Origin of the sequence: Halomonas sp. KM-1 (genome assembly GCF_000246875.1) — a bacterium.
GTDB lineage: Bacteria > Pseudomonadota > Gammaproteobacteria > Pseudomonadales > Halomonadaceae > Halomonas > Halomonas aerodenitrificans.
Map to the genome: position 1 here is coordinate 63386 of NZ_BAEU01000014.1, position 11503 is coordinate 74888.

Annotated in this window: 9 protein-coding genes; 2 read left to right on the forward strand and 7 right to left on the reverse strand. The window is 66.4% G+C overall.

The window, feature by feature from the left end:
• Positions 1-223: 223 nt before the first annotated feature.
• The 7 genes from B8115_RS00950 to B8115_RS00980 all read right to left on the reverse strand — a co-directional run bounded on the left by B8115_RS00950 (position 224) and on the right by B8115_RS00980 (position 9776).
• Positions 224-1027 (reverse strand): electron transfer flavoprotein subunit beta, encoded by an 804-nt coding sequence (locus B8115_RS00950; RefSeq protein WP_010625856.1) that lies wholly within the window; start codon positions 1025-1027, stop codon positions 224-226.
• Positions 1017-2312, reverse strand: a complete 1296-nt coding sequence (locus B8115_RS00955; protein WP_010625857.1) for an electron transfer flavoprotein subunit alpha/FixB family protein — start codon at positions 2310-2312, stop codon at positions 1017-1019. Before B8115_RS00955 ends, B8115_RS00950 begins: the two co-directional genes overlap by 11 nt.
• Positions 2309-4348, reverse strand: coding sequence for a (Fe-S)-binding protein (locus tag B8115_RS00960; protein WP_010625858.1), 2040 nt, complete (start codon positions 4346-4348; stop codon positions 2309-2311). Before B8115_RS00960 ends, B8115_RS00955 begins: the two co-directional genes overlap by 4 nt.
• Positions 4349-4533: 185 nt before the next feature.
• The gene (gene dgcA, locus B8115_RS00965) at positions 4534-6606 is read right to left on the reverse strand and encodes a dimethylglycine demethylation protein DgcA (RefSeq protein WP_010625859.1); all 2073 of its coding nucleotides are present in this window, start codon (positions 6604-6606) and stop codon (positions 4534-4536) included.
• A 10-nt stretch (positions 6607-6616) separates the two neighbouring features.
• Positions 6617-7162 (reverse strand): DUF5943 domain-containing protein, encoded by a 546-nt coding sequence (locus tag B8115_RS00970; protein WP_010625860.1) that lies wholly within the window; start codon positions 7160-7162, stop codon positions 6617-6619.
• 208 nt (positions 7163-7370) lie between these two features.
• On the reverse strand, positions 7371-8348 hold the full coding sequence (locus B8115_RS00975) for a dipeptidase (RefSeq protein WP_010625861.1): 978 nt from the start codon (positions 8346-8348) through the stop codon (positions 7371-7373).
• A 267-nt stretch (positions 8349-8615) separates the two neighbouring features.
• Positions 8616-9776, reverse strand: coding sequence for a GlxA family transcriptional regulator (locus tag B8115_RS00980; RefSeq protein ID WP_010625862.1), 1161 nt, complete (start codon positions 9774-9776; stop codon positions 8616-8618).
• 290 nt (positions 9777-10066) lie between these two features.
• On the opposite strand from B8115_RS00980, the gene B8115_RS00985 reads away from it, so the two are divergent.
• Positions 10067-11053, forward strand: coding sequence for a D-glycerate dehydrogenase (locus B8115_RS00985; protein ID WP_010625863.1), 987 nt, complete (start codon positions 10067-10069; stop codon positions 11051-11053).
• 192 nt (positions 11054-11245) lie between these two features.
• Positions 11246-11503 (forward strand): aldehyde dehydrogenase family protein (locus B8115_RS00990; protein WP_010625864.1); only part of this gene is annotated, 258 nt, incomplete at its 3' end.

Below are 11503 nucleotides of genomic sequence, written 5' to 3' on the forward strand. Positions count from 1 at the left end.
GCAGGCAGCAGGCAGCAGGCAGCAGGCAGCACCAAGAGACCAATCCGTTGGTCGGTGTCGCAAGCAGGTGCAAGCAACTAGCGCCGGAGCAATGTCATCGTGCGTGCCGCTCATCGTGTGTGTTGCCAGCATCGCGAAAATACCGGCGCCCCAAACGCAACGACCCCGGCCAAGGCCGGGGTCGTCGTGGGGTTGGTGCTTTACGTGGGTGCATTATCGAACGCTAGCGCAGAACGCCCTCATCCTTGAGCAGCTTGAAGATCGCCTCGGCGCCCTGCTCCGGGGTCACGTCGGTCAACACCTGACCACTGCCGCCTTCGGCCTTGGCCGCGGCGGCCTTGAAACGGTCCCGAGCCGAGGCTGCCTTGACGATCTTGAGCCGCTTGGGGCGCTTGCGAGCCGGTGTCACGTTCCACTCCGGCTGAGCCTCGTCCCACTCGACCGCTGCCGACTCGGCCTCGATCTCACCGCGCTGGGCCGGGCCGAAGGCACTCTGGCGGGCCGCGGCGGCGGCGGCATCGACGGTGACGATGGCCGGCAGCCGCACCTGCAGCCGGCGACGCTGGCCGCGGGGCAGAGCCTGGAGCAGGGTGGCCACGCCATTCTCGATCTTCTCCACGGCGGCCAGGCCACCGACCAACGGCCAACCAAGACGCTCGGCCAGCAGGTAGGGCAGCATGCCGGAGCCTTCGCCCTGCTCGGCGCGCTCGCCGGCGATCACCAGTTGCGGCCGTGATTCATTCAGGCTGTCGACCAGCGCGGGGATAACGTCGGCGCCGGGCAGCTGCTCGATCAGGCTCAAGGCGGGGAAGCCCATGCCCAGATAGCCGCGCATGGCACTCTCGCTCTCCTCGTCGAGCGCGCCGGCATGCAGCAGGGCGATACGCGCCTTGTCGAGAGACAGGGCCAGCTCCACGCCGCGGGCGTCCTGATCGGCGCGCCGGGCGCGCCCGGTCACAGGATGGCGGCCCACGGAGACCAGCACCGCCACGTCGAGTACCGCCTCTCTTTGCGCTTCAGGCCGCATCGCGCTTCTCCTCTCGTTGCCGTTGGACCATCTCGACCAGCGCCGCGAGTATTTTTGCCGAGTCGCCGATCACCGCCAGGTCGGCGCGCTTGATCATGTCGCATCCCGGATCGAGGTTGATGGCCACTACCTTGTCGCAGCTCTGGATGCCCTGCAGGTGCTGGATGGCACCGCTGATGCCCACCGCCACGTAGACCCGCGCAGTGACCCAGGTCCCGGTGGCGCCCACCTGGCGATGGCGCGGCATGAAGCCATCGTCCACCGCCACCCGCGAGGCGCCTTCGGTCGCGCCCAATACCTTGGCGGCTTGGTGGAAGCCCTCCCAGTCCTTGACGCCGTTGCCGGCGGAGAGAATGAACTCGGCCTCGGAGAGCGCCACGCCGGCCGGGTCGACGGCCACCTGCCCCAGATCCTCGATGCGCCCCAGCAGAGGCGGCAGCGGCTGCGACAAGGCCAGCGGCTGTACCGCATGGCGGGTCTCGGAAACGGGCTCGGCGCATTCGGCCAGCGCCAGCACCACACGCGGCAGAGCGCGCTGGATATCGCTGGTACCGGCAGCACCGCGCCCGGTACAACGCCAGCCCAGCGCGCAGGCAGCGTCCCGTTCGACCTGCCAGATGCCGGCGGCTGGCCGTTCGCCCAGGCGCGCCGCCAGGCGCCGTCCCAGGTCGGCGCCGCCCAGCTTGGAGTCGGGCAGCAGCCAGTGACGCGGAGCAAACTCGCCGTCGACGGCGGTGAGTGCCGCCAGGCGTGCCTCAGGGGCGTAGCCGTCGATGTCATCGCCATCCAGCACGATCAGCCGATCGATGCCGGCTTCATCAAAACCTGCCTGGTCCGCAGGGCCGAAGAGCACTGCCACCACAGCACCCGGCCGCTCACCATCGGCATCGGCCAGCTGCCGGGCCAGGCCCAGCAGGTCGCGGTCGTGGCTGGAGAGACGCCCGCCGGGCATGTCCGGTACCACCGCGACCAGGAAGTCCGGGGCCTCGATGGTGATCTGCCGCCGTTCGTCGGCGGCGGCCTTGCGACCGGCACCGGCGCCACGTCCCGCTGCGGCAGCCTGCTGGACACCGCTGCGATCGATGCGCTTGATGCCGTTGGGCCCGATGAAGCCGACCGCATGGGGATTCTTGCGAATCACGCCGTTGGGGCCCATCCATTCCGTCGCCGCCATGCCAGGCCCGGCACTCTGGCCCAGCTCGGCCAGCACCCGCTCGTGATCGGGATGCAGGCGATTGCGGGCGATCCACTCACGGCGCGGATCGCGACGAACGATCTCGCTCATGACGTGACCTCCTTCATCTCAGGGCGGGCACCGGCGACAGACTGCGGGGCGCGGGTACTATCGCTGCCGCCACCGGAGCCGGCGTGGCGCTCCACCAGGGCATCGGCCACCAGCTCGGCGATGTCGCGCACCTCGGCGGTGGCATCGACCACCCCCTCGAGCATGGCGGTGCACTGCGGGCAGCCTACTGCCACCAGCTCGGCGCCGGTCTCCTTGACGTCGTTCATGCGCATGTCGGGAATCCGCTGCTTGCCGGGGATGTCGGTGATCGGCGCGCCGCCGCCACCGCCGCAGCAGCGCGAGCGGAACCCGGAGCGCTCCATCTCCTTGACCTCGATGCCGAGCGCCTTGAGCACGTTGCGCGGGGCTTCGTATTCGCCGTTGTAGCGGCCCAGGTAGCAGGGGTCGTGATAGGTGACACGGCCGCCCTTCCAGGGCGCGAAGTGCAGCCGACCCGCCTCGAACAGCTCGGCGATGTAGGTACTGTGGTGGCGTACCTCCCAGTTTGCATTGAAATCAGGGCCGCCCAGCTCGCCGTACTCGTTCTTGAGGACATGGAAACTGTGCGGGTCGCAGGTGACGATGCACTGGAAGCGGTACTGCGACAGCGTTGCGATGTTGCGCTTGGCCAGCGACTGGAAGGTCGCCTCGTCGCCCAGGCGGCGCGCCACGTCGCCGCTGTCGCGCTCCTCGTTACCGAGCACGGCAAAATCGACGCCGGCCGCACGCAGCACTTTCACCAGCGCCCTGAGCGTGCGCTGATTACGCATGTCGAAGACCCCGTCGCCCAGCCACAGCAGCACGTCGACCTGCCCCAGGTCGCGTATCAGGGGCAGGTTGAGGTCCGCCGCCCAGTGCATGCGCGAGCCGGGATCGAAGCCGCCGGGGTTGTCGGTGGCGATCAGGTTGTCGAGCACCTCGGCGCCCTTGCCCGGGGTATTGCCATGTTCCAGGGTCAGGAAGCGACGCATGTCGACGATGGCATCGACGTGCTCGATCATCATCGGGCACTCCTCGACGCAGGCGCGACAGGTGGTGCACGACCACAGCGTCTCGGCATCGACAAGGGCGGTCCCCTCACGAGCAACGATAGGGCCATGGGGAGTGCCGGCATGCTCGCCCACCGGCTTGCCCGGATAGGGCGAGCCGGCATAGTGGGCATCGCTGCCGCCGGCCATGCCGACGACCATGTCCTGGATCAGCTTCTTGGGGTTGAGCGGCTGACCGGCGGCGAAGGCCGGGCACATCGCCTCGCAGCGTCCGCACTGCACGCAGGCATCGAAGCCGAGCAGCTGGTTCCAGGTGAAGTCGCTGGGCGTCTCGACGCCCAGCGGCGCCTTGGCGTCGTCCAGGTTCAGCGCCTTGAGCCCGGTGGAGCGGTTGCCCTCGCCCCCCTTCGTGGAAAAACGCTCAGGGCGGCGATGGAAGGCCAGATGCAGGGCACCGGCGAAGGCGTGCTTCATCGGCCCGCCCCAGGTCATGCCGAAGAACATTTCGCCAAGGCCCCACACCAGCACCGCGACCAGCGCCAGGGCGAGGATCACGCTGCCCGTTCCGGCAGGCAGAATGCCCAGCGTCGGCAGGGTGAGCAGGAACACGCTCACCGAGAACGCCATCAGGCTCTTCGGCAGGCGCATCCAGGGCCCCTTGGAGAGCCGCGCCGGCGGGTTGCGCCGCCGTTTGGCGACGAACAAACTGCCGACGAACATGGCGGCGCTGGCTAACAGCAGCAGCCCGCCGAGGATTGGCCCCATTCTTTCTGAAGAGCCGAGCCCCAGGCCATGTACCAGGATCATCAACACGGCCGCCGCGACGAAACCGCCGGCGGTGGCAACGTGAGTGTTGGACATGACCTTGTCACGTGCCACCACGTGGTGCAGATCGACCAGGTAGCGCCGCGGCATGGCGGCGAGCCCGCGCAGCAGATCGACCCGGGCGGGTCGACCCTGACGCCACAGGCGAATGCGCCGCACGGCGCCGATCACGGCCAGCGCCAGGGCGGAGAAAATCAGTATCGGCAGGAGGGTGTCGAGCATGGTGCTCACCTCGTCTCATAAGCCGTTGGCTTTGGCGTTAGCGTTGGTGCCGGGGCTTTGCCGGGGGCAGGCCTATGCGAGGGCGCTGTGAACCCTTCCCTGGGCGCTACATTTGCCATCCATGGCAAATGACCCTCGCGACGGCCTGCCCCCGGCGCCCCTCACCGTTGGTGGCTTTCGCCAACTCAGAGGTCTTTACACAGCCGCAGGGCGTCGTAAATCGCCGCATGCGTATTGCGCGGCGCGGTGCAGTCGCCCAGGCGGAACAGCAGGTACCCCTCGCCCTGCTCGCTCAAAGAGGGCTGCGCCTTGGCCGCGTAAAGCGCCTCGAGATCAACCTGGCCGCGGTTGCGCGCGCGCTCCTTCAGCGCGTAGTAGAGCGCTTCGTCCGGGCGTACGCCGTTCTCCACCACCACCTGATCGACCACCCGCTCCTCCATGGCACCGGTGTACTCGTTCTCGAGCACCGCCACCAGGGCGTCGCCCTCGCGGTAGACCTTGTGCAGCATCAGGTCGGAGGTCATGATCACCTCCTTCTCGTAGAGACTGCGGTAGTAGGTCGGGAAGGTGGTGCCGCCCACCGCCGCGCCGGGCTTGATGTCGTCGGTGACGATCTCGACCTTGGCTCCCTTGTCGGCCAGATAATCCGCCGCCGAAACGCCGGAGAACTCGCAGATGGAGTCGTAGATCAGCACGTTCTTGCCCGGCGCAACCTTGCCGGAGAGTACGTCCCAGGTGCTGACCACCAGGCTCTCCTCGGGGTTCTCCGAGTAGCCCCACTCCGGGTACTGGCTGAGGAAGGGCTGGCCGCCGGTGGCCAATACCACGACGTCCGGGCGCAGGTCCTCGATGGTGGCCTCGTCGGCGCGGGTGCCGAGGCGCAGGTCCACCTTGAGGCGTGCCAGCTCCAGCTGATACCAGCGGGTGATACCGGCGATCTGGTCACGCTGCGGCGCCTGAGCGGCGATGGTGATCTGGCCACCGAGCTGATCCGCGGCTTCGAACAGGGTCACGTCGTGGCCGCGTTCGGCGGCGACACGAGCCGCTTCCATACCGCCGGGGCCACCGCCTACTACCACCACCTTGCGCTTCGGCCCCTCGGTCTTCTCGATGATGTGCGGCAGGCCCATGTACTCCCGCGAGGTCGCGGCGTTCTGGATGCACAGCACGTCGAGGCCCTGATACTGGCGGTCGATGCAGTAGTTGGCGCCCACGCACTGCTTGATCTGGTCGATCTGGCCCATCTTGATCTTGGCGATCAGGTGCGGGTCGGCGATGTGCGCCCGGGTCATGCCCACCAGGTCGACGTAGCCCCCTTCGAGGATACGCTGTGCCTGGTTGGGATCCTTGATGTTCTGGGCGTGGATCACCGGCACCTTGACCACTTCCTTGATGCCCGCCGCCAAGTGCAGGAAGGGCTCCGGCGGGAAGGACATGTTGGGAATGACGTTGGCCAGGGTGTTGTGGGTATCGCAGCCGGAGCCGATCACGCCGAAGAAATCCACCTGACCGGTGGCGTCGTAATAGACGGCGATCTGCTTCATGTCCTCATGGGTCAGGCCGTCCGGATGGAACTCGTCGCCGCAGATGCGCATGCCGACGACGAAGTCGTCGCCCACCTCGGCACGCACCGCCTTGAGCACCTCCATGCCGAAGCGCATGCGGTTCTCGAAGCTGCCGCCCCACTGGTCGGTACGCTTGTTGACCCGCGGACTCCAGAACTGGTCGATCAGGTGCTGGTGCACCGCAGAGAGCTCGACGCCGTCAAGACCGCCCTCCTTGGCCCGCCGTGCGGCCTGGGCGTAGTCGCCGATGATGCGCCAGATCTCCTCCTCCTCGATGGTCTTGCAGGTGGAGCGGTGCACCGGCTCGCGAATGCCGGAGGGCGACACCAGGGTCGGCCAGTCGAAGCCGTCCCAACGCGAGCGCCGACCCATGTGGGTGATCTGGATCATGATCTTGCCGCCGTGCTTGTGCACGGCATCGGCGAGGTTCTGGAAGTACGGGATGATACGGTCGGTGGACAGGTTCACCGAGCTCCACCAGCCCTGGGGGCTGTCGATGGAGACGACGGAGGAGCCGCCACAGATGCACAGGCCACAGCCGCCCTTGGCCTTCTCCTCGTAGTACTTGACGTAGCGCTCGGTGGTCATGCCGCCGTCGGTGGCATGCACCTCGGCGTGGGCGGTGCTGACCACGCGATTGCGGATGGTCAGCTTGCCGATCTGGATCGGCTCGAAGATCGCGTCGAATGCCATGGAAACCTCCTCAACCCTGGGCGTCGGCCAACGGCTGAACGGTGAAGATGCCTACCTCGCAGCCGGGCTCGGCGGCGCTCTGGGTCTGTTCGGCGACGGTGCGCAGGGCGCTGCCGCGGGCGGCGAGGATCTGGTCCATGGCGCCGGCGAACCAGCCGGTGAACATGTACTCCTCCTTCTGCCCCGTCTTGCCGAGCTGATAAACGAAGGCGCTGTGCTCCAGGCGCACGCGGGCGGTACCGGCATCGAGGTCGATGGCCTCGGTGACGAACTTGCCCCAGCCGCGCTGGGAGAGACGCAGCATGTAATGCTCGAACACGTCGACGCCTTCCAGGCCGTGCAATTCGGCCTCCTTCTCGCACCAGTGCCAGGCGCTCTTGTAGCCGGCGCGGTAGAGAATCTCGGCATACTTATCCACACCCAGCGCTTCGGCGACGGCCGTGTGGTTGTTGATAAAGAAGTGCCGCGGCACGTAAAGCATCGGCAGGGCGTCGGTGGTCCACACGCCGGTTTCGCTATCCACCTCGATGGGAAGCTCAGGGGCCATCTTGGTCACGGTTGGTTTCCTCAAATCTTGTTTGTTATGGCATTGCGGGCAAGAGCATCGTCTTTGGCAGCACCGCTCGGAGCTGGTCCGGCGGCAGGCCTGCGAGGAGGCGCTGTGAATACTTCCCTGTACGCTACCGATTCCATCCCTGGAATCGGACCTCCTCTTCGGCCTGCCCCCGGCGCTCCTCGCTGAGGAGTCGCCTCAGCCGCTATCGTCAGGCGCCCCAAACGTCCTTCAGGATACGTACCCAGTTTTCGCCCATGATCTTGCGTACCTGGGTCTCACTGAAGCCGCGGCGCAGCAGCGCCTCGGTCAGGTTGGGGAACTCACCGATGGTGCGGATGCCCTCGGGATTGATGATCTTGCCGAAGCTGGTCAGACGACGGGCGTAGCCCTTGTCGTGGGTCAGCCACTCGAAGAAGTCCTTGCCGTGGCCCTGAGTGAAGTCGGTGCCGATGCCGATGGCATCTTCGCCGACGATATTCATCACGTACTCGATGGCCTCGACGTAGTCGTCGACGGTGGCGTCGATCCCGGCGCGCAGGAAGGGGGTGAACATGGTCACGCCGACGAAGCCGCCGTGCTCGGCGATGAAGCGCAGCTCCTCGTCGGACTTGTTGCGCGGATGCTCCTTGAGCCCGGACGGCAGGCAGTGGGAGTAGCAAACCGGCTTCTTCGATTCGAGGATCACCTCTTCGGAGGTCTTCGAACCGACGTGGGAGAGGTCGCACATGATGCCGACGCGGTTCATCTCGGCAACGATCTCACGACCGAAGCCGGAGAGCCCGCCGTCGCGCTCGTAGCAGCCGGTGCCCACCAGGTTCTGGGTGTTGTAGCACATCTGTACGATGCCGACGCCGAGCTGCTTGAAGATCTCGACGTAGCCGATCTGATCCTCGAAGGCGTGGGCGTTCTGGAAACCGTAGATGATGCCGGTCTTGCCCTCTTCCTTGGCCCGGGTGATGTCGGCGGTGGTGCGCACCGGGCGCACCAGGTCGCTGCACTCGGCCATCAGCTGGTTCGATTTGACGATGTTGTCGACGGTGGCCTGAAAGCCCTCCCACACCGAGACGGTGCAGTTGGCGGCAGTGAGTCCGCCGCGACGCATGTCCTCGAACAGTTCGCGGTTCCACTTGGCGATGATCAGGCCGTCGATGACGATGGCATCGTCGTGCAGGTCTTGGGGCGTCATGAGGGCGTGCTCCGGATGGATTGACTTGAAGGCAGCATAGCGCTGGCATGGTGAGTCCCGACTTCTGGAAGCGACGGCGATAATTCCAAAAACGTCACCCCTGTCGCGACTGCGACGAACAGCACAATGCACCTCTCCTGCCGCCTTCCGCTGAGAGGGCGGAAACCGGTCACGTAAATGCCTCTCCCGCGCCGGGCGGGAGAGGGAAGCAATCGACAAGAGAAGTGGGGAAACGGCCCACGGCGCCCTGGCCGCGAGCCGCCGGGCTCAGTGGTCCAGGCGCACGCTGGCGTAAGTGGGCTCGCCGCGGGCATTGTCGAGCGCCACCAGCGCCGCCGAGATCGGTTGCTCCGACACGGGCTCGAGGCTGACCGGCTGCAGCAGCAGGCTCTCGGCCGGCGGTTCAGGCAGCGGCGGCTGGCGCAGCGGGCTCATGCCCAGCCGCTCCTCACGCGGCGGCAGGCCGAAGAATTCCCGATAGCACTTGGAGAAGTGGGGCGTGGAGACGAAGCCGCAGGCCGAGGCCACCTCGATGATCGGCATCGAGGTCTGCTTGAGCAGTTGGCGGGCCCGGGTGAGGCGCAGCTTGAGGTAGTAACGCGACGGCGAGCAGTGCAGGTACTTCTGGAACAGCCGCTCGAGCTGGCGGCGCGAGACGTCGACGTAGTCGGCCAGCTCGGCGAGCTCGATGGGCTCCTCCAGGTTGGCTTCCATCAGCGCCACGATTTCCAGCAGCTTGGGCTGGGTGGTGCCCAGCACGTGCTTGAGCGGCACGCGCTGATGGTCGTTCTCGCCGCGCACGCGGTCGCAGATGAACATTTCGGAAATGCCCGCCGAAAGTTCGCGCCCGTGTTCGCGTTCGATCAGGGTCAGCATCATGTCGAGCGGTGCGGTACCGCCGGAGGCGGTGGCGCGGTCACGGTCGATGGTGAACAGCCGGGTGGTCAGCACCGTCCGGGGGAACGACTCGCGCATCGCCGCCAGACACTCCCAGTGCACGCTGGTCTCGTAGCCGTCCAACAGCCCGGCCTTGGCCAGTGCCCAGCTGCCTGTGCAGATGCCGCCCAGTCGGCGCGACAGGCGCGCCTGGGACTGCAGCCAGACGACGTGCTCGCGCTGCACGGTACGGGATGGTCCCACGCCGCCGCAGACGATGATCATGTCCAGCGCCAGCGGCATGGTGATGGCGCCATCCGGCGTTACCCGCAGGCCATCGCTGGCCGAGATCGGCCCGCCGTCCACGCTCAGCGTGAACCAGCGATACAGCTCGCGACCGGCCAGTTGATTGGCCATGCGCAGCGGCTCGATGGCCGAGGCCAGAGAGAACAAGGTAAAGTTTTCCAGCAGCAGAAAACCCAGCGTTTGGGGCATGGGTGTCTTGCGCAGGGCGTGAGCCGGGGAGGCCGAAGCCGGGGGCATCGTGGACATGTTTCATACTCCAATGCCGTGAATCGTTATAGGTTGTATCGGCATTCAACTCGTCAGGGTCTGGGTGTCGCTTTCAGGCAAATCTGTCTGGCAAAGGTATAGCAATTTGTCGCTCACAGATATGCTTAACATCGTCCAGACGCAGAAAGTATGCCAGTAACGGCAAGCGCATATGTCGCAAAATGGATGGGTGGGCGTCGTATTTGCCCAGTACTGGCGCATTGACTAGGCTGAGTCTGCCCCGCCCGCCCCCCCCAGAGCGAAAACAGAGCGAAGACAGAGCGAACACAATGACAAAACGCATCGTCGCCTACACCCGCCTCAAACCGATCCACCTCGATCAGCTTCGCCAACGTTTCCACGTCGATTACTTCGAGGCCTTGAAGAGTACCGACAACCCCGACTTTCGCCAGGCCCTGGGTCAGGCGCACGGGCTGGTCGGCTCCAGCCTCGTCATCACGCCGGAGCTGCTCGACCTGGCGCCGCAATTGGAGGCCATCGCCACCATCTCGGTGGGCTACGACAATTACCCCGTCGAGGCGCTGACCCGGCGCGGCATTCTGCTGTGCAACACGCCCGACGTGCTCACCGAGACCACCGCCGACACCGGTTTTCTGCTGATCATGGCGACCGCCAGGCGCGCCATCGAGCTGGCCGATCTGGTCAAGCGCGGCGACTGGACGGCCAGCATCGGCGAGCCCCACTTCGGCACCGACGTACACGGCAAGACGCTGGGCATGGTCGGCTTCGGCCGCATCGGTGCCGGCGTGGCCCGCCGCGGCGCCCTGGGCTTCGGCATGCGGGTGCTCTACGCCTGCTCCTCGCCCAAGCCCGCACTGGAGCAGGAGCTGGGCGCCGTGCGCTGCGAACTGGACGAGCTGCTGGCCCAGGCCGACTTCGTCTGCGTCACCGTGCCACTGACGGCGGAGACTACGCATCTGATCGGCAGGCGCGAGTTCGGGCTGATGAAGCCCTCGGCGATCTTCGTCAACATCGCCCGCGGCAAGGTGGTCGACGAAGCGGCGCTGATCGCAGCGCTGGAAACGGGCGAGATCCATGCCGCCGGGCTCGACGTCTTCGAACAGGAGCCGCTCTCGCCGGAGTCGCCGCTGCCGCACATGGTCAACGTGGTGGCCCTACCGCACGTGGGCTCGGCAACTCACGAAACCCGCGACGCCATGGCCCAGCGCGCGGTGGACAACATCATCCTGGCGCTGGAAGGCAAGCGTCCGCTCAGCCTGGTCAACGAAACAGCGTGGCGAGGGGAAACGCCATGAACCGCTGAGCCTCCTCAGCGGCAAAGCAGCCGACTCGGCGGCGATGTCCGTCAACCCGACCCCGAACACTGCCATGCAGCGCCCGCGGCGCACTGGATCGACGCGACGGCATCGTCTACGGTAGGCTTGTATGACAGGTAGCACGACATACCATCACTAGCGATTCGTTGCATGCCCGCGCAAGGAGCTCCCATGACACTGCAAGGCACATCCCTGATCGGCCGCACGGCCGTCACCGGCAGCCGCGACGAGATTCGCGCCGTCAATCCTGCCACCGGCGCGCCGCTCGACCCCGCCTATCGTGGCGGCAGTGAAGCCGAGGTGGCGCGCGCCTGCGAACTCGCCGAGGCGGCGTTCGGTGTCTATCGCGAAACGACCCTCGACGCGCGTGCGGCGTTCCTCGAAGCCGTGGCTGGCGAGATCGAGGCCATCGGCGATGAGCTGATCGAA

Coding starts and splice junctions, on each gene's coding strand:
- B8115_RS00975 (WP_010625861.1), bottom strand. CDS start 8,348: ATGACGCCCCAAGACCTGCACGACGATGCCATCGTCATCGACGGCCTG.
- B8115_RS00950 (WP_010625856.1), bottom strand. CDS start 1,027: ATGCGGCCTGAAGCGCAAAGAGAGGCGGTACTCGACGTGGCGGTGCTG.
- dgcA (WP_010625859.1), bottom strand. CDS start 6,606: ATGGCATTCGACGCGATCTTCGAGCCGATCCAGATCGGCAAGCTGACC.
- B8115_RS00960 (WP_010625858.1), bottom strand. CDS start 4,348: ATGCTCGACACCCTCCTGCCGATACTGATTTTCTCCGCCCTGGCGCTG.
- B8115_RS00955 (WP_010625857.1), bottom strand. CDS start 2,312: ATGAGCGAGATCGTTCGTCGCGATCCGCGCCGTGAGTGGATCGCCCGC.
- B8115_RS00985 (WP_010625863.1), top strand. CDS start 10,067: ATGACAAAACGCATCGTCGCCTACACCCGCCTCAAACCGATCCACCTC.
- B8115_RS00980 (WP_010625862.1), bottom strand. CDS start 9,776: ATGTCCACGATGCCCCCGGCTTCGGCCTCCCCGGCTCACGCCCTGCGC.